Origin of the sequence: uncultured Lutibacter sp., from assembly GCF_947495725.1 — a bacterium.
Classification (GTDB): Bacteria; Bacteroidota; Bacteroidia; order Flavobacteriales; family Flavobacteriaceae; genus Lutibacter.
Genome location: NZ_CANLZZ010000001.1, coordinates 631,364 through 657,994 on the forward strand (window position 1 = coordinate 631,364; position 26,631 = coordinate 657,994).

General features: G+C 29.7%; 24 protein-coding genes. 12 read left to right on the plus strand and 12 right to left on the minus strand.

Translation table 11 applies throughout. From position 1 onward, the window contains the following. The first annotated feature begins 10 nt into the window (after positions 1-10). From Q0776_RS02590 to Q0776_RS02620, 7 genes are all read left to right on the plus strand, one after another. Positions 11-3,109, plus strand: coding sequence for a hypothetical protein (locus Q0776_RS02590; protein WP_298364673.1), 3,099 nt, complete (start codon positions 11-13; stop codon positions 3,107-3,109). 58 nt (positions 3,110-3,167) lie between these two features. Beyond that, the gene (locus Q0776_RS02595) at positions 3,168-4,877 is read left to right on the plus strand and encodes an OmpA family protein (RefSeq protein ID WP_298364676.1); all 1,710 of its coding nucleotides are present in this window, start codon (positions 3,168-3,170) and stop codon (positions 4,875-4,877) included. 71 nt (positions 4,878-4,948) lie between these two features. Further along, complete coding sequence (locus Q0776_RS02600; protein WP_298364679.1) at positions 4,949-5,566, plus strand: hypothetical protein; 618 nt, start codon at positions 4,949-4,951, stop codon at positions 5,564-5,566. Positions 5,567-5,591: 25 nt separating this feature from the next. Next, positions 5,592-6,182 (plus strand): hypothetical protein, encoded by a 591-nt coding sequence (locus tag Q0776_RS02605; protein WP_298364681.1) that lies wholly within the window; start codon positions 5,592-5,594, stop codon positions 6,180-6,182. 53 nt (positions 6,183-6,235) lie between these two features. After that, a complete protein-coding gene (locus tag Q0776_RS02610) occupies positions 6,236-6,739 on the plus strand; it encodes a hypothetical protein (protein WP_298364684.1) in 504 nt (167 codons plus the stop codon). Between the two features lie 597 nt (positions 6,740-7,336). Further along, a complete protein-coding gene (locus Q0776_RS02615) occupies positions 7,337-8,134 on the plus strand; it encodes a histidine kinase (protein WP_298364688.1) in 798 nt (265 codons plus the stop codon). A 1-nt stretch (position 8,135) separates the two neighbouring features. Continuing rightward, positions 8,136-8,879, plus strand: a complete 744-nt coding sequence (locus Q0776_RS02620; RefSeq protein WP_298364690.1) for a LytTR family DNA-binding domain-containing protein — start codon at positions 8,136-8,138, stop codon at positions 8,877-8,879. 14 nt (positions 8,880-8,893) lie between these two features. Here Q0776_RS02620 and Q0776_RS02625 read toward each other — a convergent pair whose 3' ends face one another. The 10 genes from Q0776_RS02625 to Q0776_RS02670 form a co-directional block, all read right to left on the minus strand. Beyond that, complete coding sequence (locus tag Q0776_RS02625) at positions 8,894-9,871, minus strand: DUF4837 family protein (protein ID WP_298364697.1); 978 nt, start codon at positions 9,869-9,871, stop codon at positions 8,894-8,896. Between the two features lies 1 nt (position 9,872). Next, complete coding sequence (locus Q0776_RS02630; protein WP_298364700.1) at positions 9,873-11,417, minus strand: lytic transglycosylase domain-containing protein; 1,545 nt, start codon at positions 11,415-11,417, stop codon at positions 9,873-9,875. Between the two features lie 6 nt (positions 11,418-11,423). Continuing rightward, entirely contained in the window at positions 11,424-12,374 is a 951-nt protein-coding gene (locus Q0776_RS02635) for an OmpA family protein (protein WP_298364703.1), read from the minus strand. Between the two features lie 23 nt (positions 12,375-12,397). Further along, positions 12,398-13,156, minus strand: a complete 759-nt coding sequence (locus tag Q0776_RS02640) for an exodeoxyribonuclease III (protein WP_298364724.1) — start codon at positions 13,154-13,156, stop codon at positions 12,398-12,400. Beyond that, positions 13,153-14,973 (minus strand): AMP-binding protein, encoded by a 1,821-nt coding sequence (locus Q0776_RS02645; protein WP_298364731.1) that lies wholly within the window; start codon positions 14,971-14,973, stop codon positions 13,153-13,155. The genes Q0776_RS02640 and Q0776_RS02645 overlap by 4 nt, the downstream gene beginning before the upstream one ends. 2 nt (positions 14,974-14,975) lie before the next feature. Continuing rightward, on the minus strand, positions 14,976-17,261 hold the full coding sequence (locus Q0776_RS02650) for a transglycosylase domain-containing protein (protein WP_298364735.1): 2,286 nt from the start codon (positions 17,259-17,261) through the stop codon (positions 14,976-14,978). Next, on the minus strand, positions 17,261-17,797 hold the full coding sequence (locus tag Q0776_RS02655) for a gliding motility lipoprotein GldH (protein ID WP_298364738.1): 537 nt from the start codon (positions 17,795-17,797) through the stop codon (positions 17,261-17,263). The genes Q0776_RS02650 and Q0776_RS02655 overlap by 1 nt, the downstream gene beginning before the upstream one ends. After that, complete coding sequence (gene ricT / locus Q0776_RS02660) at positions 17,730-19,205, minus strand: regulatory iron-sulfur-containing complex subunit RicT (RefSeq protein ID WP_298364741.1); 1,476 nt, start codon at positions 19,203-19,205, stop codon at positions 17,730-17,732. Before ricT ends, Q0776_RS02655 begins: the two co-directional genes overlap by 68 nt. 112 nt (positions 19,206-19,317) lie before the next feature. Next, positions 19,318-19,548, minus strand: coding sequence for a ferredoxin (locus Q0776_RS02665; protein WP_090223513.1), 231 nt, complete (start codon positions 19,546-19,548; stop codon positions 19,318-19,320). After that, on the minus strand, positions 19,549-20,802 hold the full coding sequence (locus Q0776_RS02670; RefSeq protein ID WP_298364757.1) for a peptidase U32 family protein: 1,254 nt from the start codon (positions 20,800-20,802) through the stop codon (positions 19,549-19,551). A gap of 274 nt (positions 20,803-21,076) precedes the next feature. Here Q0776_RS02670 and Q0776_RS02675 point away from each other — a divergent pair, with 274 nt between their 5' ends. Continuing rightward, positions 21,077-22,066, plus strand: a complete 990-nt coding sequence (locus Q0776_RS02675; RefSeq protein ID WP_298364767.1) for an aspartate-semialdehyde dehydrogenase — start codon at positions 21,077-21,079, stop codon at positions 22,064-22,066. 73 nt (positions 22,067-22,139) lie between these two features. Here Q0776_RS02675 and trxA read toward each other — a convergent pair whose 3' ends face one another. Next, positions 22,140-22,499 (minus strand): thioredoxin, encoded by a 360-nt coding sequence (gene trxA / locus Q0776_RS02680; protein WP_298364774.1) that lies wholly within the window; start codon positions 22,497-22,499, stop codon positions 22,140-22,142. Between the two features lie 160 nt (positions 22,500-22,659). On the opposite strand from trxA, the gene Q0776_RS02685 reads away from it, so the two are divergent. From Q0776_RS02685 to Q0776_RS02700, 4 genes are all read left to right on the plus strand, one after another. After that, on the plus strand, positions 22,660-23,025 hold the full coding sequence (locus Q0776_RS02685; RefSeq protein ID WP_298364778.1) for a DoxX protein: 366 nt from the start codon (positions 22,660-22,662) through the stop codon (positions 23,023-23,025). 92 nt (positions 23,026-23,117) lie between these two features. Continuing rightward, positions 23,118-25,265: a prolyl oligopeptidase family serine peptidase gene (locus tag Q0776_RS02690; protein WP_298364781.1), complete on the plus strand. Its 2,148-nt coding sequence runs from the start codon at positions 23,118-23,120 to the stop codon at positions 25,263-25,265. A gap of 112 nt (positions 25,266-25,377) precedes the next feature. Then, positions 25,378-25,749 carry a heme-binding beta-barrel domain-containing protein gene (locus Q0776_RS02695; protein WP_298364783.1) on the plus strand — a complete coding sequence of 124 codons (372 nt, stop codon included), beginning with the start codon at positions 25,378-25,380 and terminating at the stop codon, positions 25,747-25,749. A gap of 90 nt (positions 25,750-25,839) precedes the next feature. Beyond that, complete coding sequence (locus tag Q0776_RS02700) at positions 25,840-25,983, plus strand: hypothetical protein (protein WP_298364785.1); 144 nt, start codon at positions 25,840-25,842, stop codon at positions 25,981-25,983. Between the two features lie 116 nt (positions 25,984-26,099). Here Q0776_RS02700 and Q0776_RS02705 read toward each other — a convergent pair whose 3' ends face one another. Then, complete coding sequence (locus Q0776_RS02705) at positions 26,100-26,555, minus strand: 3-oxoacyl-ACP synthase (RefSeq protein ID WP_298364788.1); 456 nt, start codon at positions 26,553-26,555, stop codon at positions 26,100-26,102. Positions 26,556-26,631: the final 76 nt, after the last annotated feature.

Below are 26,631 nucleotides of genomic sequence, written 5' to 3' on the forward strand. Positions count from 1 at the left end.
AATCCATATTATGAAAAATATATTCACATATATAATGCTTTTGTTTACTTTTTATCAAGTAGCAAATGCACAAACAATAACAAAAACAGCATCAAATAATAATCCTTTTATTGGTGAAGAATTTTATTATACCATTACTTTAAATAATATTCAAAATTTAAATGATTTAAATAATATTGAAGATGTTTTAGGTAGCGATATAACCTATATTGGTATTGAATTAAATGCTACAATGCAATACCTTCAAAATACGTTCTGTGGTGGTATTGTAGATACTTATAATATCCCTACAAATACTTTTAAACTAACTTTTAATAATTGTAACGGACAAGCAATAGGGTTAAATACATTCAGTTTTAAACTAAAAGTTAAGCTTAATGAAAATGCCTGTGGTAAAAAAGACTATAAAAACACTGCTGATTTACACTTAAAAAATGGAAAATATGTTTCTTCGGATGTTTCAACAGTTTCCATTAATAATGGTAATCCATATACACTTCAAAAAACATTTAGAAATTATTTAAATGGTGAACTAGTTTACGATATTAGATTATCCTCTAAAACTGGTAATTTTAATATGCTAGATTTTAACTCACCACAAACATTTTCTGATACTTTTACAATACCCACCTGCTTAGATTTAAGTACAATGCCAACAAATAATATTAATGTTGTATATATTTCTGATGAAAGCACAAACCCTTTAACTGAACAACCTGTTACAAATAACACTAGTATAAATGGAAATAATTTATTAGTTAAATGGAACCTATTTAATTCTGCTAGCACTAATACTAGCATCTTATTTCAAGTTAAAATTAAAATAGAAGATTGCTCTTGTGTAAATCATCTTTTTGAATTAGAAAACCAAGCCAATTTTGATGGTACAGATAAATGTGGAAACAAAATTAAAAAACAAGCAACATCTACAATTAAAAATGTTGCTTGTATAAATCAAAACCCTGATATACCACTACCATTAAAAGATAGTATTTGCTTTAGTAAAGTACTTAAATTAGATAGAAACAATTTAAACCTTACAATGAAAGGTTGTACAGGAAAATATATTATTAACATTGAAAATTGTACGAACAGTTTATTTTACAAAAATGTTACTTTAAATGATGTAATTCCTTCAGATCTTGATATTCACAACTCCGTAATAATTAACGGTGGTGCAACTTCTAATTTAGTAGGTAATAACTTAACTGTTCAGTCAAATACACTTATTTCACCTGGACAAAGTATAACTATTGAAATCCCTTTTGAGGTAAACACAAACACGCCTAATTTGGTTATTAATAATTGTGCAGACTTAAATGTTTATGGATACGACAATACTAGAAATACAGCTTTTAATTTATCTAGAAATGAATGTGCTCCGCCTTTAGTAACTGTACCAAATGAAGTTGCTGTACATACCTCAAAATTTATATGTAATAAGCCTAATAATAGTTGTGGTCCTTTTTCAATAAATAGCAATGTACCTGGAGATATTGTTGAATATGCCTTGCATTTTTACAATTATGGAACCGCAGAAGGGATTGATGTATCTGTTGAGGATGTTCTACCTTCCTATTTTAAAATACAGAATATTAATAATGATGTAAGAGTTTATGCGAAAAAAACTGGTGATCATCAAGATAATTGTGACGTCTCAACCTATAAAGATATAACAAGAGGAATTACAAAAGGATATTCAAATAATACCAATAAACTAGTAGTAAAATTAAAAAATCATACTTTAAATGAATTCACGTGTGATGGTGTAACACATTATGTAATAAAAGTAAAAGCAAGAATTGAAAATAATACTCCTAATGGAACTTATAGCAATCAATTTATTGTTAATTATAAAGATACTTCAACTGGTAATCCTGGAACTGCCGTTTCTAACCCCGTAAATACTGTTGTTAATGTAGATAATTTAATTATTGGTTCTAAAACCTTAGAACAAACAGATGAAGATTGCGATAAAAAAACAAAAACTGCAACCTATAGAATTGTACTAGCTAATTTAGGAAGTATTCCCGTTTTTGCAGATATAAATGATGTTTTAAATGTTCCTCATTCTGTAAATGTTGTTAGTATTGGAAGCTTTAGAAAATGTACTTCTAATAACATGCAATGTTCACCTACAAATACTTTTACTCCACATTCAATATCGGGTGGTAATTTTACAATAAATAGGCTGTACTTGAAACCTTGTGATATTACAGTTATAGAATATGAAGTTGTGTTTAACACTAATTTATTATCTAAAAATGAAGAAGTTAAAGTTTGTAATTCTGCCGAAATTACTGTTTATACTAAAGGAAGAAAAGCAATAAGCCCAATATTAACTTCTAATCAATCTTTAATTCAAAATTACCTTGTTGCTAAAACCGACAGTGAAAAATTAAATGCTTTAGAACTTATAAAAGCTACAAAACAAAACCCTGAAATTCTAAATAATAAATCAATTAACAGATCTTTTAAATCTACAAACAAATCTAGTTACAATTTCGGAAAAGAAATACTTACAGATGAATGTGCTCTTACATTAAAAGATTGTTTAAACGGAGCTGAAAGTGGGTGTTTAACCGATGTTTCTACACCTTTTAACTTTTCTATTACTGGAATGAATAATCAAGGTGAAATTACTACTTCTTTAACAACTTCAGGTCAAAAAGTTACAAAAATAGAATATTTATTAACTGATATAAGGCAATTTAAAACCTGTGAAGACCGTGTATTTTATTGGAGAGGAAGACGTTATTCATTTAGTTGCAATAGCTGTTCTCCAAATGTAATGGGTTCATTTTATACAACAAATACAAGCCCTATTGGCGGAGCTCTTTCTATGTTAAGTCAAAGTGGAAGTTCTGGTACCTATAACGCCATAAATAAAGTAGAATTTATAGGTCCTCCTACAACTGTTACACAAGATAATAGAACTTTTAAGTTTCCTGTAGGAGTCAATTGCAATGGTACATTTGAATTCTCTATAACTGCCATAGTTCATTTTGAAGATTGCAGTGTGTGTTATGTAACAGATGTCTTTGATTACAATGCTAGTTTTAGATTTAGATTAAACAGACGACCTTCAATTCCAATAATTAAATACTAAAATAGGGTAACAAAACAACACCCAAATTTATCTACTACTATAAACAAAAAATAAAATTATGAAAACACTATTTAAAACCTTTTTGTTGGTAATAACATTTTTAACATTAACAAATAGTAATGCACAAAGCGAACACGATAAACACAATTATTTTCAAATTAGTCCACGTATAGGCTACGATTTTCCAACTTATAACAATAACACGCCTTATATAGATTATAAAGGTGGATTAGAAGCTGGAATATCATTAGATTATTACTGGAAATGGTTTGGAATTGGAGCTGACTTTGACTACATAAAAAACAAACCTGAAAATACATACCCTACAACAAATGTAATAGGTAGATTAGGACCAATAACAACATTTAATTTAAATGAAGATAAAATTACGCGTATATTTTACGGAATTGGTCCTAGTTTTAAACACGAAAACCAACAAGGAAATTTTGTTGGCGAACTTAATCTTAGAGCAGGGTTAGCATCTATAAAAGGAGGAAGAACCATATTAACCGATGCGGCAACAAACGATTTACTTAATTTTCATACTGGTTACAACGCAAAAAATGTTTTTTCTTCAAAAGCCCAAGTACGTTTTACTTACTTTTTTAAAGAAACTATCGGTGTACAGGCCGGAGCCTACTATTTAAGACATTTTAATGTTACTGAACAATTAGATAAAAGTATGGGAATTACATCTGGTTACCAACCATTCACATCTATAGACGGGCAGAATGTGTTAGATCAAAGCGGTCTAATTGTAATAGACGAGGTTGAAAAAAACACAATTTCATCTGTTGGAGTGTTTGCTGGCTTAACATTTAAATTCCCTTCAAAAAAAGATAATTGCAAAGCTTGTGATACGTACTCATTAGCAGTAACAGCTAAAGATAAATTTACAAGTGAAGTATTGCCAAATACCGATGTTGTTGTTAAAGATACTAAAGGAAATGTAGTACAAACCGGAACTACAAATAGTTATGGTGTAGTAGTTTTTAATAATATTAATGCGGATAATTATGTAATTAATGGTCAATTGTATACTGTTGCCTTACAAGGTAATTCAGCAAGCGAAAATGAATTCAAACCAAATGAAACATTACAAAAAGAAATTTTATATACAGATTCTAATTTTATTTTAAAAGGAAACGCTGTAGAATGTAACACTATTACTCCACTTCAAAATGTTTCTGTAATACTAAAAGATGTTGCTAATGCTTTACAAAAAAACACATTGACTGATACAAAAGGAGCATTTATTTTTCATTTAAAACAAAAGTCTGAATTTACAATTTATGGAAAAAAAGCTAATTTCTTTTCTCAAACAGAAACTATTTCAACCAATAGTTTTGATCGAAATACAACTTTATTTGTACAATTAGAAGTATGTATGGAAGAAGCAGATTGTGGAAAAGCAATCGCTTTAAAAAACATTCATTACGATGTTGATAAATATACCATTAGAAATGATGCCAAACCAGAATTAAATAGACTTGTACAATTTATGTTAGATAATCCTCAAGTTAATGTTGAAGTTTCATCTCATACAGATTCTAGAGCAACTAATAGTTATAACCAAACATTATCTCAAAATAGAGCAAATGCTGCTGTTGATTATTTAGTGTCTCAAGGTATTTCTAGATCTAGACTTACAGGAAAAGGATATGGAGAAACTATGTTATTAAATAAATGTGCAGATAATGTTGAATGTTCTGAGGCAGATCATCAAATAAACAGACGTACGGAAATGAAAGTAGTTTGTCCTAAATAGTCTTAATTAATAACTTAAAATAAGCAAAGACAACTGTTAATTGTCTTTGCTTATTTCCAAAATCTAATACTATGAAAAAATTTACTAAAATACTTGCAATATTACTTCTTGGAATCATAATCTTTGGTTGTGGAAATGATAAAGATGATATAAACACTTTAAACGAAGAAAATAAATTTGAAATTAATTCTACAGATTATAGCACATCGAATGGGTATTTACTACTTGACAATGGACCAACATACACAAACGGTTTTGCTTTTGCGTTTTTAGATGAGCCAATGGTTGAACACAATGGAAACACAGTTCCAGTTTCCACAAAACATGCTGTTGCAATTTTTGTTAGTTTAGGTCAAACTCCTGTAAGTACAGAACAAGACATAACAAACACCATAATTTCCAATTCAACTTTTACATTAGATGATGACTCTTTGGCAATAACTAACATTAGTAATTTTACAAATACTTACACTCTTGGAAATGTGCAATATGGGGAAATTGACGACACAAATGCAACTGTGTTTGATATAAATATGTTAGCAAATAATAGCTTAAACATCAATTCTTTTTCAGTTGATTTAGCAGCTAGAACGGGCACAGTTGATTGTAATTATTCATTTATTGATTTAAACGGAGTAACAATTTCTGGAAGTTATAATGGCAACTTTGAAATTAGAGACGATCATTAATAATAAATTACCCAAAACTAAAATTATGAAAATATTTATAAAAACACTAACAATAGTTATACTAACAATTACATCTGTTTCTTGCTCAAAGGATACAAAGAACTTATCTAAAGATATTGTTCTTAAACTCTTAAAACAACAAGAAATAGATCAACCTATTGTCTTTAAAAATAGAATGTCAACATATTTTATAAAATCTAAAGAAGATTTAAACAAATCTGAAGGGTATTATAGTCGACTATATAATGAAGGTTATATAGAGGCCTTATTGCGAAAAGATATACCAAATCCTGAAACTTCAAATCGACCTTTTAAAGTGGTACTCACAAAAAAAGCTAAACCCTATATTTTAGAAACAATTAAAGATGGAGCTGTAAATATTAGTACCCTTCAATTTAATGCAATTGCTATTAAAGAGATTAGAATGTTAAGCGAATTTAAAGCCGAAGTAGACGTAGAATATAAAAAAACGAAATCTCCATTCCATAAACCTAGTCAAAAAGATATTTCAGGTAGTGGAAAAGAATATCCTAATGATACATACATTAAAACATTAGAATTTAGAAAAAATAAGAATACCAATGAGTGGAAAAATCCTATAAAAATAGTGTTTTAAACAACTAAAATGAGTAAATAAAATTTAACTATATTTAAAAAAATTAAATAAGTATGAAAACAAACTACAATACAATACTAACTATTTTAGTGCTATTAATTACTTTAAGTTCTTGTGATTTTTCGAAACAAAAATACGAAAAACCAAAAAATTTAATTAGTAAAACCGAAGCCTATGAAATGAAAGCTTTATATATAAATAATCAATATAAGTTTATTAATAAAGGTTTAAACGATAACTATAACACCTCTAAAATGGATTTTACTGAGTTTTCCGTTTCAATTGAAGAACTAAAAAATTATATAAATTATGCTGAGGGAATTGCTAAAAAAGAAAATTATAAAAACTTAGGTATACGATTTCATTTAGGAGGTAAGATGGGCGAGGATAAAGTACCATATACATCAATTTATTATAATACTATTGGAATACATGATTCATTGCCTTCACCATTTCCAATTTTATATGAAAAATTAAGTATAATTGGGTCTATCCTTGACGCAGATAAGGTTGGAACAAGCGGTAATCCTCCTAAACTTGAATTAAATAATAAATAAATTGTATTTACAAATCGTATCTTATACTTTAATAGGAATAACAACTTTAGTTGCAACATTTAACAGAAAACAACTATTAAAGTCTTCAGAAAAATATTTTTTATACTATTTGGTTTTCATAGTAATACATGAATTAGTTGCATTTATTCAAAACTATTATTTCAAAATTTCAACATTTGTAAATTATAATATTTTTGATATTGTTAGTTATTCCTTTTTAATTTATTGGTTTTATAAAATATTGGATAACAAAAAAACAATTACTTTTTTAGGAATTATTTATATTATTAATATAATTATTAGCTTAATAATAGAAGATTTTTTTAATTCCTATTTAAAAATAAATATTTTTGGAAGCACCATAGTAATTTTAATACTCACTATGAGTTTTTACACTCATTTACTAAAAAAAAGAGAAGTAGTTAGTTTTACCAATAATCCACAATTTTGGATAACAACTGGGTTATTAATATTTAATATTGGCTATTTACCAGTTTTAATTTTACTAAATCTCAGTAATTTTAATTCACTTTATGTAGATTTTGGAATTACCATATTAAACATCCTAATGTATGGTTGTTTTATAAAAGCTTTTTTATGTTACAAATAGAAAATAATATAAACATAATGCTCTTTGCAATGATTTTTATAGCGATTATTGTAATAATTTCTGTTGTAGTATTATTTGGTTTATTTATGTCTAAAAAAAATAATCTTATAAAGGAAAACTTAGAAGCCGCGTTAGAAAATCAAAAACATTTGCATGAATTAGAATTGAAAGCTTTAAGAGGGCAAATGAATCCTCATTTTATTCATAATTCGCTAAATGCTATACAATATTATGTGCAACGAAACGATGTTGAAACTTCTGAATATTATTTAACTAAGTTTTCTAAACTAATGCGTTTATTTTTTGATTACTCAAACAAACAACACCTCACAATTAAAGAAGAAATTTTACTTCTTGAAAACTATTTGCAAATTGAAAAATTACGATTTGAAGAAAAATTAGATTATTCAATTGAAGTGGAAAAATCACTAGATATCGAAGAAAATGAAATTCCAAGTATGATATTACAACCTTTAGTTGAAAATGCCATTAATCACGGATTATTTCATAAAAAAGGAAAAGGGAAAGTTTGTATTTTATTTAAAAATATTGGCAATACCGGTTTTAAGGTTCAAGTAATTGATAACGGAATAGGTATTAACAAATCTTTAGCAAAAAACAAATCTTTAGCAAAAAACAAACATTCTTCAACAGTTATTGAAGAACGTTTGTTTTTATTAAATGAAAGCAATAATTGGAATGTTAATTATGAAATAATTGATAGATTATTAATTGAAAATACAAACGGCACTAAGGTTACCTTAACATTCAATAAAGTAAATTAAAATGAAAATAAAAACTATTATTATTGATGATGAGCCAAAAGCAATTGCAATTCTTAAAAATAAAATAGAAAGATTTTGTCCTAATCTAGAAATAATTGCTGAAACTCAGGATCCGAATATTGGTATTACTCTTATTAAAGATTTAAAACCTCAATTAATATTTCTAGACATTGCAATGCCCGAAATGAATGGTTTTGATTTACTTGAAAAAATTGAAAAACCAAATTTTGAAATTATTTTTGCAACAGCTTTCGACAACTTCGCCATTAAAGCAATAAACCATTGCGCTATTGGTTATTTAGTAAAACCTATTGATAATGAAGATTTAACTACCGCAGTTAAAAACGCCATTAAAAATATTGAAGATAAAACTGCTTTAGAAAAAAACAAGCTATTAATTGAAAATTTAGGAGTAAGAACTTTTCAAAAAAAGAAAATTGTAATTCCTTGTCAGGAAGGCCTTGAGTTTGTAGAAATATCAGATATTATTTGTTGCGAAGGAACGAGTGGTTATACTACCATCCATTTTAATAATAGAAAATCAATATTAAGTTCTCATAGTATTGGACATTTTATTCAACTTCTTGTTGGTAAAGAGTTTTATCAAATACACAAATCTCACCTAATAAATATGAGTCATATAGAAAAATACTTAAATGAGGGTTATGTAATTTTAACCAACAACTACAAGCTACCTGTATCTAGAAATAGAAGGCAAGATTTTTTAAATATTATAAAAATTTAAATCTTATTATAATATTAATCTATTTTAAGTGTCTTTAAAATTGCTTCCAATTCAAACATATAATCTCTTTTATTAATTGATGGAGCATAGGTCAATCCTTCAACAATTACAAGTCTATTATTAGCTTTATCAACAACGGTATAACTTAAAAATGGACCAGCCATAAAAACATTTTTAACTTCCCACTTACCACGCGTTTCAAAAGCTTTTTTACCATCTAATTCCACTTCAAATACATGAGGTGAATATGCTTCTTCTGTCATTAAATAAGAGCCTTCTAATTCACCCGGAATATACTTTTTACCCATTGCATCTCTTATTGCTACAATATTATTTCCGTTTTCATCATCTTCAGAAGTAATTGGCACAGTATACGAAATTAATTCCATGCTATTATCGCCATTTAAATGATAGCGATACCAAACAAATTCTCCGTTATCTTCAACAATTCTATAAGTTTTTGGAATTTTGAGCGAGTATCCAAGTTTATTAAATGTTTCAATTTTAGTTGGATCCCAATATTTTTTCAATGTTTTGTTTTGAACAGTTTTAATATCTGCTTCTTTAAAAGTTGAAACTATCTTTTTACTATTCTCTTGAATTTGAGCAATAAGTTCTTCTTTAGTTTTTCCAATAATTGTAATAATCTTTTGAGGTGCTGCGTATACATTTGTAGCAACATTGTAAGAGTTTTCTTTACCAATTCCAACATTTAAAATACTTCTTGTAGCTCTAAACATGCTACCAAAATTATCTGGTGGAACTTGTGTTACTTCAAATTGAGCTTCAGGTTGAGGTAATCCTAATACTGGTTCTGCAATAATTTTTCGCAAAACATCACCAAGTTCTCCTTGCCATTCGCTATTTTTCATAACCACAAGTAAGGTATTTATTCTTCCATTAGCTTCTTTATATACTTTTTTATTATTACTTGAGTCTCCACAAGAAATAAAAAGTGCAATTGCTACGAGTAATACAGCTATTTTTTTCATATTAAATTTTAAATATTTTCAATTTAGTTCCTGGTTTTAGACTCTTAACACTCCAAATATTATTCCAATCTTTAATATTTTGAACAGAAACATTGGGATATTTTTGAGCTATTAACCATAGTGAATCTCCAGACTTTACTGTATAAGTGTCATAATCGCCTGTTGGTAATGGTTTATTACTAGGTTTGCTAGTTGGTTTAGTTGTTACTACATTACCCATATTTTTAGGGTAAATAGTTAATCGTTGACCAATTTTTAATCGAGTGCTTCTTAAATTATTCCAACGCTTTATATTGCTAACCGAAACTCTAAATTTATTTGCTATTTTACCTAAAAAATCTCCACTAACAACTCTATAAACTGTTCTTGCATTTTCATCGATATATTTTGGTAATGGTTTTTCACGTTTTGCTTCTTCAGCTTCAGCAAAAGCGTAAATCTCTTTTTCATTACTTAAAAATTTACCAATATCTTTTACAGGCAAAGTAAGTGTATAATTTCTTCCTTTAATATAAGGAATAATATCTAATTTATATTGAGGATTTAAAAATTGAAGCACCTCAATATCTACATTAATTGTTTCGTAAATTTGCTCAAATGTTAGCTGTTTTTTTATTTGAATGGTATCTGTTTCAAAATAAGCTAACGCATTTTCTCTTGCTTTAATTTTATGTTCGTTGGCATATTCAAAAATATAGAGTGTAGCATAAAAAGCTGGCACATAACCCGCTGTTTCTCGCGGCAAATTATGTCTAATATTCCAATAATTTCTACTTCCTCCAGATCTTCTAATTGCTTTACTTACATTACCGGGCCCAGAATTATATGCTGCCAATGCCAAATCCCAGTCTCCAAATATTTTATACAAACTAGCTAAATATTTACAAGCCGCTTCTGTAGCCTTATATGGGTCCGAACGCTCATCCACATAAGAACTTACTTTTAAATCGAACTGCTTTCCTGTTTGATACATAAACTGCCATAAACCTGTTGCTCCAACTCTAGAACGTGCTCTAGGTTTTAAAGCCGACTCCACAATTGCCAAATATTTAACCTCTAATGGAACATCATACTTATCTAAGTTTTCTTCAAACAAAGGAAAATAAAATCGGGCTTTTTCCATTAAATTAGAAAATGACGACTTTCTTCTTTTTAAATATGTTTTTATTATTTGTTCAAGTTGCGGATTGTATTCAATATGAAATGGAGTTCTACTATCTAATTCTTTTAAACGTTTTTTTAATAATTCTGTTGGTAATTCTTCTAATTCTGTTATTAGTATTTCATCATCTCTTAAAACATATTGAATGGTATCATACAATGGTGATTTTATCAACTCATTTAACCATAAACTATCAATTAAGGTAGCTTCAAAATGTTCTTTAAAAGCTGAAACAGAATCGGTATTTTTCACCAAAAGCGAGTCATTTCCCGATAGTAATTGCTTTGTATCATCAACTTTTTCGAAGTTAATGGTATCGGTTTCTATTTGAGAATATCCAATTCTAAAAGATAAAACAACTATAATTATTAAAAACTTCCTCATCCAGTATTATTCTTTTAAAAGTTTAGATATTTCATCTAAATTAGGGGCTAAAATAATTTCAATTCTTCTATTTTTTGCTTTTCCTTCTGTTGTTTTGTTAGAATCTACAGGTATATATTCACTTCGTCCAGCTGCCGTTATTTGTGTTGGGTTTACACCTTTATCTTTTAAAATTCTGACAATTGCTGTTGCTCTTTTTACTGATAAATCCCAGTTGTCAATTAAAGTTGTCCCCTTATAAGGAACATTATCGGTATGCCCTTCAATTAATACATTAATATCTGTGTTTTCTGATAAAACTCCTGCCAATTGTTCAACAGCTTTTTTACCTTCACTTCCTACAGCCCAGCTTCCTGAGTTAAATAATAATTTATTTTCCATAGAAACATAAATTTTTCCGTTTTTATGAACTACTGTTAAACCATTTCCTTCAAAATTATGTAATGCACTAGAGATTGCATTTTTTAATTTTTGCATTTGAGCTTCTTTGGCTTTTATTAAATTTTGTAATTCATCAACTTCTTCGGATCGTAAACTTAACTCTCTATTTAATTCTTCAAGTCGTATACTTTCTTCTAACAATTTTCTTTCTTTCTCTTCAAGTTGAACCAATAATTCTTGATTCTTACGTGATTGTTCTGCCAATTCTTTAGAGCTTTGTGTTGATAATACTCCGTACGAATCTTCCAAATTTTTGTATTTATTTTGAAGAGCTACATATTCATTATCTAAAATTTCTTTTTTTGCTTTAAGCTCGGTCAACTCCGATTTTAAAGTCTTTATGTCTGCTTCTAATTCGTTTTTTATAGTTAATAAATTATCTTTTTCTTTTATTAATTCTAAATTAGAACTTCTTAATTTATTAAACTTAGATTCTAATTCTTGGTATACTTTTTTTGAAACGCAAGAATTTAAAGTGAATGCTATTATTATTAAAACTGCTATTTTTTTTAACATACTATAATTTTTTAAATTTTAGTTTATTCTATTTCAACTACTATTGGACAATGATCTGAATGTTTTGCCTCTGGCAAAATGTAAGCTCTTTTAATTCTATCTTTCATAGGTTCGCTTACCATATTATAATCAATTCTCCAACCTTTATTATTGTTTCTAGCATTTGCACGGTAACTCCACCAACTGTAATGGTTTGGTTCTTTATTTAAATAACGAAACGAATCAATAAAACCACTATCAATAAAACTTCCAATCCATTCTCTTTCCACCGGTAAAAATCCTGAAACACCTTTCATTTTTGGATTATGAATATCAATTTCTTCGTGACAAATATTATAATCTCCACAAATTATTAAATTTGGAATATCCTTCTTTAAATCATTTACATACTCCTGAAATTCGTCCATATAATTTAGCTTAAAATCTAAACGAGCATCATTCGTGCCAGATGGTAGATACAAACTCATTACAGAAAAATCATCAAAATCTAAACGAAGGTTTCTTCCTTCAAAATCCATAGATTCTATACCGGTTCCATACTCAACATGTTTTGGCTCGTGTTTAGATAAAATCGCCACACTACTATATCCTTTTTTTTGTGCTGAAAACCAGTAATGATAGTTATATCCAGCTTGTTCAAACAATTCAACATCTAATTGTTCTTTATGTGCTTTTGTTTCCTGAATACAAATCACATCTGGATTTGAAGCTTCCAACCAATCTATAAAACCTTTTTTTAACGCAGCGCGTATTCCGTTAACGTTATATGATACTATTTTCATTTTCTCTCGTATAAATCTCTTAATTTTCTTCGCATCACTTTATTTGATGCCGTTCTTGGTAATATATCAATTTTTATTAAATCTGTTAATTTAAATAACGGATTCAATTGCTTTTTAATACAATTTTTAGCCTCAACAAATTTTTCTTTTGAAGTTTTTTCTGAAGCAATCTCTACATAATAAACAACTAATTCACTTGGACCACCATTTTTTGGAGAAACTGCAATTGCCGCAGATTCTTTTACAAAATCTAGTTTATTTATCACCGATTCAATTTGAATAGAGCTTACTTTAATTCCTCCCAAATTCATAGCATCATCAACTCTCCCTTGAGCTTTATAAAAACCATTTTCCAATAGTTGCATTTGATCTCCGTGTCTGCGTAACAATTTACCTTTGTAGAAAGGAGTACCTTCATAATACACCTTAAAATGATCTCTATTTATTAATTTATTCGATAAACCTAAAATGGGAGGAATCATAAAAACTTCTCCTTTGGTACTTACCTCGTTCTCTTCATTTAATAACACAAATTCTCCACCTAATGCTTGACTAGAAAATGTACTAGCTATATTTTCTTGTACAATTGTACTTGTAATATAACCTCCTCCTATTTCTGTACCTCCACAATATTCAATTACAGGTTTGTTATTTGCCAATTGCATTAAATATTCCATTTCGTTTGGATTAGAAACTTCGCCTGTTGAGCTAAAACATTTAATTGAATTCCAATTGTATTGCTCCATACATTTTGAAGTTTTCCAGTATTTAACAATACTTGGAATTACACCTAACATAGTAACCTTAGCATCCTGAACAAATTTTCCAAATCCTTCGGTTATTGGCATACCATAAAATAATCCAATGGCTGCTTTATTTATTAATGAAGCAAAAACTAACCAAGGTCCCATCATCCATCCTAAATTTGTTGGCCAACAAACCACATCATTTTTTTGTATATTTTGATGATAATAACCATCACTAGCACTTTTAATTGGTGTTAAATGGGTCCAAGGAATTGCCTTTGGCTCACCAGTTGTTCCGGATGAAAATAAAATGGTTACTACATCTTCCGGTTTTTGTATAATTGATTTAAAGGATGCATTTTCAGAAAGAAAATCGTTCCAAAAAACATCATTTTTTCGTAATTCAATAGGTTCTTCTTTAGTTTTAATTACAATTGCCTTTGGTGCATTTGCCTCAACAACTTTATTGTATAACTCAAGGTTCTTTTTACCTCGTTTTATAACATCTTGAGTGAAAATTACTTTTGGTTTAGCAATGTTTAACCTAACTTCAATTTCATTTGGAGTAAAACTATCTGCAACAGTAACTATTGGCATTCCTGCTTTAATTCCTGCTAAATAAATAGCAACAGCTTCCAATGTCATTGGCATATCAATAGCAATTGCATCACCAACTTTTAAACCATTTTCTACAAGTGAGTTTGCAATTTTATTTACTAAATTTTGCAGCTCTATTTGAGTTACTTTTTGAAGTTTTTTTCCTTCTTCTTGAAAAACTACAGCAATAGCATCGTCTTTATTTTGAAAACACGCATCTATAATGTTAAATTCAGCACCTTTTAACCATTCCGCATTTTCAATACCATTTGAGGTATCTAAAAATTGCACATATTTTTTATAGAAAGGAATTCCTAAATTTTTAACTGTCTGTAACCAAAATTCTTCTTTATTATCAACTGACCATTTCCAAAAATCGGGATAATTTTCAAAACCAAATTGTTGCATCATTTTGTAAATGTTGCTCTCTTCAATTATTTCTTTTGAGGGTTTCCAATTAGGTTTTTGATTCATTATTAAAATTCTGGTTCTTCTTCTAAAGTTTCATTTAAAATATCTTCTTCTTTTACCTTATTACAATCAATTTCTATGGATAAATTTTCAGGCTTTTCAAATTCATCTTTGCTAATGTTCAATTTTGGGTCGGCGTATAATTTCTTATAATACAATGCCCAAATTGGTAAAGCCATTGTAGCTCCTTGTCCTTTTGTAATACCTGCAAAATGCGTTGCTCTATCTTCACCACCAACCCAAACTCCAGTTGCTAAATTTGGTACAATTCCCATAAACCAACCATCTGATTGGTTTTGCGTAGTTCCTGTTTTTCCTGCAATTGGATTTGTAAATTTATATGGATAACCGGTTACAACGTTATCGGGATAATTTCCCCAAGAAGTTCGTAAACGAATTCCAGAACCTCCTTCGGTTACACCTTCTAATAAATTAACAATTACATAAGCTGATTCTTCACTTAAAACCTCTTTAGAATTTGGAGTAAATTGCTCTAAAACGGTTCCATTTTTATCCTCAATTTTTAAAATCATCATTGGTTCAACTTGCAAACCTTTGTTTGCAAATGTAGAATACGCTCCAACCATTTCATATAATGATAAATCAACAGATCCTAAAGCAATTGCCGGCACTTCTGGTATTTCAGTTTCAATCCCTGCTCGTTTTGCTAAACTAGCTACATTTTTAGGGTGCACCATATCAATTAAATTAGCTGTAATTACGTTTACAGAACCTGCTAAAGCTGCTTTTAGAGTTAATTCTCCACCATACTTTTCATCCGAATTTTTTGGTGTCCAATCTTCAGGCATTCCATACTTTTCTTTTGGAATTGTATACAACGTATTTGGATATTTATCACACGGAGATAAATTAAGTTGGTTTATGGCAGTTGCATATACAAATGGCTTAAAGGTAGAGCCAACCTGACGTTTTTGTTGCTTTACAGCATCGTATTGAAAGTGATTGTAGTTTATGCCTCCAACCCAAGCTTTTACATGTCCTGATTGTGGTTCAATAGACAATAATCCTGACCGAAGAAAATGTTTATAATATTTAATAGAGTCAAATGGAGTCATTATTGTATCAATATCGCCTTTCCAAGAAAACACTCTCATATCTGTTTCTTTCTTAAAAGAGGCCCTAATTTCTTTTTCAGAAACACCTTGCTTTTTTAAACGTTTCCATCTATTTGAGCGTTTCATAGCCTGGTCCATTGTAACTTTAACTTGACTAGGTTCTAAGTCGTAAAATGGAGCGGTTCTATTGTTTTTTTGTTCCTTAAAAAATACACGCTGTAAATTTGCCATATGTTCTTGCATTGACTCTTCGGCATATTTTTGCATACGCGAGTCTAAAGTCACATATATTTTTAAGCCGTCTCTATGTAAATTGTATAATTCTCCGTCAGGTTTTGGATTATTCTTAATCCAAGTTTTCATAAAATCACGCAAATATTCTCTAAAATACGTGGCATAACCATCGCTATGACCCTCTCTGTTTATGTTTAATTCTAATCCCTTTTGTTGTAGTGAATCTTTTAATTTTTCCGAAATAAAGTCATTTCTGTACATTTGGCTTAAGACAACATTTCGTCTATTTTTAACCAATTCGGCCCTTCTTAAAGGGTTAAAATAGGATGCATTTTTAAGCATTCCTACTAACATAGCAGATTCTGAAACAGTTAAATCAATTGGTTCTTTTCCAAAATAAATACGAGAAGCTGATCTAATTCCTACAGCTAAATTTAAAAAATCGTATTTATTTAAATACATCGTTAAAATTTCTTGCTTGGTATATTGACGTTCTAATTGAATTGCAATTACATATTCCTTTACTTTCTGGAGTACCCTTTCAACAATATTTTTTGAGCCTTCACCATGAAATAATAATTTGGCTAATTGTTGAGTTATTGTACTTCCACCCCCGCCTTTACCCATTTTTACAATGGCACGAGCAGTTGCTTTAAAATCTATTCCAGAGTGTTCGTAAAAACGTTCGTCTTCAGTTGCTACTAATGCCTTTATTAAATTTTTTGGAAGGTCTTTGTATTTTACAGGTGTTCTGTTTTCTTTAAAATATTTACCCAAAGTTTTTCCGTCATATGAAATTACTTCAGTTGCCAAATTATTTTCTGGATTTTCTAATTCTTCAAAACTTGGAAGCGGTCCTAAAAAGCCCCAAGAAGCTAGTAAAAACAGAAGTATTATTGCTGAAGTTCCTCCTAAGATGGTAATCCAAAACCATTTAATATACTTGGAAAAATTAGTGTTAACTGTTTCTTTTTTTGTCATTATTTTACTTTTTCAATACTTAAACCAACGTCTGTAATTCCTTTTAATGGATTTTTTCCTTCAATATCGCTAATTGCTCTTGTAGCATGTTGAATATTAAATTTGTAATCTCCTTTTTCTGAAAACACCACATTTTCTTTATAAAAAAGCTTGTTTTCTTTTAATTCTGTAAAACCAGTTCCTAACCACTTTCCATGAACATCTGTCATTTCATATTCAAGCGTATCAACTACTGAAAAACCATGTGGAAATTCAATTTTTGCAATTAAAAATAAAGAACTAAACTCATAGTCTTTATTGCTTCTAATATGTATAAACACATTTTTTTGGGAAATAGTATCATTGTTGCTCACAATAAACTCAATTTTATTTTCAGAATTCCATTGGTGATTTTCAATTGATTTATAACTATCAAATTCTGCCAAGTTACATGACATTAGAAATAACGAAAATACAACGGTTATAAAACTATTCCTCTTTTTTATTGTTGTTTGCACTTTTTCTTGGTGGTCTTCTTTTTTTATTTCTGTTTGCATTGTTTCCTCCTTGCGGATTGGTTGCTTTAGGGTTTTTTCCTACCTGAGTTTTAGCTCCTTTAGGATTATTATTTGCTTGATTGGCATTGGCTTTCTTTGGCCTATTTGGTTTAGCTCCTTGTTTTGCAGTTGCTGAACCAGATTTATTGTTTGGGTTAGGCTTATTTGGATTTACTCCTAGTGGTTTTGCATTTGGATTTCTCCTTTTTTGCCCCGCACCTTGAGGTTTTCTACTTTGATTTTTATTTTGGGTTTGTTGACCGCCAGCTTTCTTATTTCTGTTTTTGTTTTTGTTTCTTCGTTTATTTGTTCTTTTAGGAACATCAAAACGAGTTAAACTATCTTGTCCAACCACATTTTCAAAATCAGCTTTTGTTTCTTCAATTAAATCGGCTTCCCATTCTTCTAATGATGCAATTTTTTCCTGATTTTTATTTAATGTTATAATTTCTTGAACTTGTTCAAGAGTTAACTTATACCACTTACTTCTATTTTCTCTATAAGTATACCACAACAATCCTTTAAAAATGTCCATTTTTACAAATGTAGCATCTCCCTTTTCCGTTTTTAATACAACATCTTGTTTTGGAAACTCTTTAATTGCATCTAAATAAGTATCTAGCTCATAATTTAAACAACATTTTAATTTTCCACATTGTCCTGCCAGTTTTTGCGGGTTTAAAGAAAGTTGTTGGTACCTAGCGGCGGTAGTATTTACTTTACGTAAATCTGTTAACCAAGTAGAACAACACAACTCTCTACCACATGACCCAACGCCTCCAAGCCTTGCGGCTTCCTGTCGCAGGCCTACCTGCTTCATTTCTATTCTAATACTAAATGCACTAGCTAAATCTCTAATTAATTGTCTAAAATCAACACGATCGTCTGCGGTATAATAAAAAGTAGCTTTATTTCCATCTCCCTGATATTCAACGTCTGAAAGCTTCATTTTCAGCCCTAATCGACCTAAAATTTCACGTCCTTTGTATTGGGTATCATACTCTTTTGCTCTAGCTGCATGCCAAATATCTATATCTCTTTGAGTAGCTTTTCGATATATTTTTTTAATATCTTCACTATCCATTGCAACTCTTTTCTTTTTCATTTGAACTTTTACAAGTTCCCCTGCTAAGGATACGGTTCCAATATCATGTCCTGGATTTCCTTCAACGGCAATTATATCGCCTATTGATATTTGTAAATTATCTTGATTTCTATAGAAATGCTTTCTTCCATTTTTAAAACGAACCTCAAAAATATTAATTGGTTTATGACCAGAAGGAAGCGACATATTTGAAAGCCAATCAAACACAGTTAGTTTATCACAACTACCTGTATTACAACTTCCGTTACTTTTACAACCTTTTGGAACGCTATTTATATCTGAAGAGCAACTATTACAGCTCATATATTTTGTATATTTATAAGTTTAGTTAAAATTGCAATACAATTTTAAAGTCTTCACTAATTTGTAAAGATATAATTTAAATTACTAACAGTAAAACGTTAAAAAATGAATTTTAAGTCTGTTTTACATCAATAATTTTTACCGGGCAAGCTTCTTTTGCTTTAATACTGTCGTTAAAAATGGTTTCATCGGGTGATTTTATAGTAAAAAAACCTTTTTTTTCTTTTGAATGCAATAATACCGATTTACCGTCTTTTTTAGACATTTGAAACTGAGCAGGAGCTAATTCAACACAGTAATTGCAGCCAATACATTTGGCTCTTTGCAATGTAATAATTACCATTTAAACTTCTACTTTGTTTTCAACAATTTTATATAATTTATCGGAAGGTCTAATTCTAAATTCTAATGGAATAGTAACTGAATCTCCTTTACTACCTCTTTGCCCTTTTTCGTCATTCACAAACATCTCTTTCACTTCCATTTCTTTAGCTCCAGTTGTTGGACCCGTAATAAGTATATTGTCACCAACAGCAATATCGTATGCTTCAATTTTAAACTCTCCAATATTTGCTTTTGGAAAGTAGTGCATTCCTTTTCCTAAATACACTTTCTTTTGTGTTGCATGACTTCCAGATCCGTTACTCCATTCGCCTAATTTTTGACCTAAGTAATAACCGCTCCAAAAACCTCTGTTATAAACAGTTTCAAGTTCTTTCATCCAAGTTATTACCTTTTCTTTGCTATACGTTCCTTCATCAATACTATCTATAGCATCGCGGTAGCATTTTATTACTTTAGCAACATACTCTGGCGCTCTTCCTCTTCCTTCAATCTTTAACACCTTTACACCTGCATCAACAATTTCATTTAAAAAATCTATTGTACATAAATCTTTTGGTGACATAATATACTCGTTATCCAATTCCATTTCAACACCAGTTTCCTGATCGATAACTGTATATTTTTTTCTGCAATTTTGCTTACAAGCACCTCTATTAGCTGAAGAATTATGATTGTGTAAACTCATATAACATTTACCAGAAACCGCCATACACAAAGCACCATGTCCAAATATTTCAATTTCAACTAAATTTCCTGAAGGCCCGCGAACATCATCTTTTACAATTTGCTCAGTAATTTTCTTTACCTGACGTAAACTCAACTCTCTACTTAACACCATAGTATCTGCAAACATGGCGTAAAACTTAGCTGTTTCGAAATTGGTAATATTAATTTGAGTTGAAATATGAATTTCCATTCCAATTTCTTTAGCTGTAGCAATTACAGCTTGATCCATAGCAATTACAGCCGTAATATCTGCATCTTTTGCTCTTTGAATTAACGTTTTAACTATGGTTAAATCGTGATCGTATACGATTGTATTAAGGGTAAGATATGTTCTTACGTTTTTAGCTTTGCAACGGTCGGAAATTTCTTGTAAATCATCTAGCGTAAAATTGATAGATGCTCTTGCTCTCATATTTAATTGCTCAACACCAAAATATATTGAATCTGCTCCATTATCTAATGCAGCTTGCAACGATTCAAAATTTCCGGCAGGAGCCATTAACTCTATTTTTCCTGTAGTAGTCATTATTTTTGATTTTTTGCAAAATTACGTTTTTTTTATAACTATTTACTTTTCAACTAAGGAATCCATTCAATTAGATAAAATACACTCAAATATTACCTATTGTATTATTAATAATCATATAAAAACCTATCTAATTAATTTTAACCAACTTAAAAGACCATATTGACTTTTTAACAAAAAAATATTTATTTGTTATTTTCCCTAACTTCTATTGGTTAGTTCAGTTTTTTTACAAAAATTTGCAGGGTTATTAAAAATTTAAACAAAAACAAAGATGAAAGTAGCTGTTGTAGGCGCTACCGGTATGGTAGGTAACGTTATGTTACAAGTTTTAGCGGAAAGAAATTTTCCAATTACTGAATTATTATTGGTTGCCTCAGAAAGATCTAAGGGTAAACAAATGGAATATAAAGGTGAAACTTATACCGTTATAGGTTTACAAGATGCTGTGGATGCAAAACCAGACATCGCTTTATTTTCTGCTGGAGGAAGTACTTCAGAAGAATGGGCTCCAAAATTTGCCGAAGTTGGGTGTACAGTTGTAGACAACTCATCGGCTTGGAGAATGGATCCTTCAAAAAAATTGGTAGTACCTGAAATAAACGGTAACGTTTTAACTAAAGAAGATAAAATTATTGCAAACCCAAACTGCTCAACAATTCAAATGGTATTGGCTTTGGCTCCTTTGCACGATAAATATAAAATGAAACGCTTAGTGGTTTCTACTTACCAATCTGTTTCCGGAACTGGTGTACAAGCTGTAGCTCAATTAGACAATGAAGAAAAAGGGATTGAAGGTGAAATGGCTTACAATTATCCAATTTACAGAAATGCAATTCCACATTGTGATGTTTTCTTAGAGAATGGATACACGAAAGAAGAAATGAAATTGGTTAAAGAACCTAAAAAAATATTAGGTGACGATTCTTTTTCTGTAACTGCAACTGCAGTTCGTATTCCAACTGCTGGTGGACATTCAGAAGCAGTAAACGTGCAATTTGAAAATGATTTTGATTTAGCTGAAGTTCGTCAGCTATTAACTGATATGCCAGGTGTAATAGTATCTGATGATTTAGATAACAATGTATACCCTATGCCAATTCACGCTCATAACAAAGATGAAGTTTTTGTTGGACGCTTAAGACGTGACGAATCACAACCAAACACTTTAAATATGTGGATTGTGGCTGACAACTTGCGTAAAGGGGCTGCAACAAACACTATTCAAATTGGTGAATATTTAATAGAAAATGGATTGGTTTAATTTTTAACCAATAGTTATATATATAAAAAGCCACACAATGTGTGGCTTTTTTAATTTGTGTATTTATTCTAGTTTATTTGGATACTAGTAAAACCTCGTTCATTATTTTCTCTAACTGATGTTTTGGCAAAGCTCCCTGAGCCATTTGTGGTTCTCCATCTTTAGGAACAAATAACATTGAAGGAATACTTCTAATACCAAATGCTGCTGACAATTCCTGTTCAACTTCAGTATCAACTTTAAAAATATTTACTTTTCCTTCATATTCATTACTTAGTTCTTCCAAAACAGGAGCAATTGCTTTGCAAGGTCCACACCAATCTGCGTAAAAGTCTATAATACAAGGCAACTCACCTTCAAATTTCCACTCTTTATTCTTTTCGAAATTAAAAACCTTTTCAAAAAAAGTTTCTTTTGATAATAATTCTGTCATTTTATAAATTTTAATATTAACAGTATAACAACTTTTATACCGTTTTAATAGACGACAAAGTGACATAAAAACTTACAACATTTTTGTAACCTGTGTTACACCCGTAATATATTCGCTATCTTAACGACTCATCCATTAACTAATAACTAAATCTAATATTATGAAATCTATAATTACAATTGGAGCACAAATTGTTTTGGCATTAATACTTTTAATTTTTGGAAGTAATAAATTTTTAGGATTTATTCCTATGGAAGAACCGCCTATTGGAAGTTTTATGGATGCACTTATTCAAACAGGATATATGATGCCATTAATTGGCTTGTCAGAAGTAATTATTGGGTTTCTTTTATTAATTAACAAATGGAAAGGCTTAGCATTAGTATGGCTAGCACCAATTTCAATTAACATTATTTTGTTTCATTTAGCTTTAGATATTTCAACAATTGGCCCAGGAGCTTTAGTTTTAATTTTAAACATATTTTTGATATATATTAACTGGAAAAAGTTTAAAACCTTATTTTAAATCATAAAAAAATATTAAATGTAAAGGCTTATTCCATTAGAATAGGTCTTTTTTTTTTAAATTTGAGCTATTCAAAATCAATCTAATTTAAAATGAAAAATCTATTAATTTTAACGCTAGTTGGAGCTTGTTTGCTTTCTTGCAAACAATCCGATACACAAAATACAAATGCATTGAAATATCCCACAACAAAAAAAGTAGACACGGTTACCAATTATTTTGGTACAAATGTTAAAGATCCATACAGATGGTTAGAAGATGACATGTCTAATGAAACAGCTTCTTGGGTAAGCGCACAAAATGAAGTAACTTTTAATTATTTAGCAAATATTCCTTATAGAGATCAATTAAAAAACCGTTTAGAAGAATTATGGAATTATGAAAAAATTGGTTCTCCAAAAAAAGAAGGTGATTACACCTATTTTTCAAAAAACAATGGTTTACAAAATCAAAATGTAATTTATCGTTATAAAAATGAAGGAGACGAACCAGAAGTTTTTTTAGATCCTAATACTTTTTCAGAAGATGGAACAACATCATTAGGAAGTGGATTATCTTTCTCAAAAGATGGTAAAACCGTTGCTTATGCCATATCTGAAGGAGGTAGTGATTGGAGAAAAGTTATAATTATGGATGCTATTTCCAAAGAAATTAAAGAAGATACTTTAGTTGACGTTAAATTTACAGGACTATCTTGGAAAGGAAACGAAGGAATTTATTATTCAAGTTACGAAAAACCTAAAGGAAGTGAACTTTCGGCAAAAACAGATCAGCACCGTTTATTTTATCATAAATTAGGAACTGAACAAGCTAACGACCCTATTATTTTTGGTGATAAAGATAAAAGACGTTACGTTAGAGGTGGTGTAACAGAAGATGGCAAATACCTAATTATTTCGGCTTCCGTTTCAACTTCAGGAAACGAATTGTATTATAAAGATTTATCGAATCCAAATAATGATATTAAACCTATAATTTTAGGTTTTGATAACTCTACAAATGTAATAGACCATAGAAATGGATATTTTTATTTAAGCACAAATTTAAATGCTTCAAACAAAAGAATTGTAAAAGTATCTGTTAACAATCCAAGTAAAGAAAATTGGATAGATGTTATTCCAGAAACCGAAAATGTATTAAATATTTCAACCGCTAGTGGTTATATTTTTGCAAAATATATGGTTGATGCGGTTTCAAAAGTTATGCAATACGATTTTGACGGTAAATTAATTAGAGAAATTAAATTACCTGGAGTTGGAACAGCAAATGGATTTGGTGGAAAAAAGGATGCTGAAACTATTTACTACTCATTTACAAACTATACCACTCCAAGTTCTATTTATTCATTTAAACCAAAAACTGGAGAAAGTGAGTTGTATAAAAAACCTGCAATAGACTTTAATTCAAATGATTTTGAATCTAAACAAGTTTTCTATACTTCAAAAGATGGTACTAAGGTTCCAATGATAATTTCATATAAGAAAGGAACTGTTTTAGATGGTAAAAACCCAACTATTTTATATGGTTATGGAGGTTTTAACATTAGTTTAACCCCTTCTTTTAGCATCGCAAATTCGGTTTGGATGGAACAAGGAGGAGTTTACGCTGTACCTAATTTACGTGGTGGTGGAGAATATGGCAAGAAATGGCACGATGCAGGAACAAAAATGCAAAAACAAAATGTTTTTGATGACTTTATTGCTGCTGCGGAATATTTGATTTCTGAAAATTATACCTCTTCTGAATATTTAGCAATTAGAGGAGGAAGTAATGGTGGTTTATTGGTTGGAGCAACTATGACTCAGCGCCCTAATTTAATGAAAGTAGCCTTACCCGCAGTTGGTGTAATGGATATGTTACGTTATCACACCTTTACCGCAGGGGCCGGATGGGCCTACGATTATGGAACTTCTGAAGACTCTAAAGAAATGTTCGAATATTTAAAAGGTTATTCTCCAGTTCATAATGTAAAAGAAGGAGTTCAATATCCGGCAACATTGGTTACAACCGGAGATCACGATGATAGAGTTGTACCTGCGCATTCATTTAAATATGCTGCAGAATTACAAGCAAACCAAGCTGGAAACAATCCTACTTTAATTAGAATTGAAACAAATGCTGGTCATGGTGCAGGAACACCAGTTTCAAAAACTATTGAACAATATGCCGATATTTTTGGATTTACTTTATACAACATGGGATATAAAGAATTACCAAGTAAATCTAAGATTAAAGGATAATCCTTTTAAAATAATATTAAAAACCGCTCAAATGAGCGGTTTTTTTATTTTTTAAATGATAAAATTGAGTTAAAAAAATGTAGCTTGATAAAAGTCATTTTTATTAAAATAGATGTTTAGTACTTTCGAACAAAATTTAAAATCTATTATGGAGGCTACAGTTGTTGAAGTTAATTACGGACCGTTAAAAGAATTAATTGGTGTTTGGAAAGGTGATAAAGGAATGGATATTGCACCAGAATCTGATGGTGTAGAGGAAAATCCATATTATGAAACTATTACCATAACGGCAGATGGAGATTTAACCAATGCCGAATCTCAAGTTTTATCAGTATTGCATTACCGACGCATTGTTAGAAGAAAATCTAATGATGGTATCTTTCACGATCAAACTGGTTATTGGATGTGGGATGAAAAAAATAACGTTATTATGCATTCTTTAAATATTCCAAGAGCAGTAAGTTTGTTAGCCGGAACCACCTAATCTGAAGAAAATTTTAAAAATGAAAAATTATCTTTTGAAATTGAAGCTGGAATTGACAACAAAGATTGGGGCATTATACAATCTCCCTTTATGAAAGACAAAGCATTAACAAAAAGCTACCTTCAAAAAATAGAAATTGAAGATGGTAAGTTAAGGTATGAAGAAACTACAATGTTAGATATCTACGGAAAAGAATTTGAGCATACTGATGCTAACGAATTAACTCGACAGTAAAAACAACCTTAAAACTTGTCATTCTGAATGTAGTGCTAACGGAATGAAGAATCTTTAAAATCAACAATGCTTGAGATTCCTCACTATCGTTCAGAATGGCAAATTAATATTTATTATTAAAATATTCCCAAAATCTCTGCTTTATTAAAAGGAAGACTTTCACCAATTGTTTTTCCTAACAATTGTTTTCCTATTGGAGATTGTGTTGAAACCACAAAATAAGTTTCATTATCAATTTTAAGTTGCCCAACACTAACGGCTAAAAAATAGGTTCCTTTAGTAGTTTTAATTAAGCTTCCAAGTTTTACAATATTAGCAGTTTCTTCAATAGAAATTCTTTTTAAAATTTCTTTCATTTCATTTACAATACTTAATTGTTGCCCTGCTTTTTCCATTTCGAGCTGGATCATAGCTCTTCCTGTTTCGTGTTTATCTCCTGCTGAACTTTTTGTTTCAGAAAGTAAATCGTTTTTATTTGAAGCTATAGATTTAGAAATAGTAGCATTCTTGTTTTCAACAAAAAGAATACACTCTTTCAATAATTTAGATTTTATGGCTTGCTCACTTTTCATATGAAATTCAAAAATAGATACTTTGTACTAAATAGCACATATTTAATTTTTAATAATCTTAAATTTACCTTTTTTA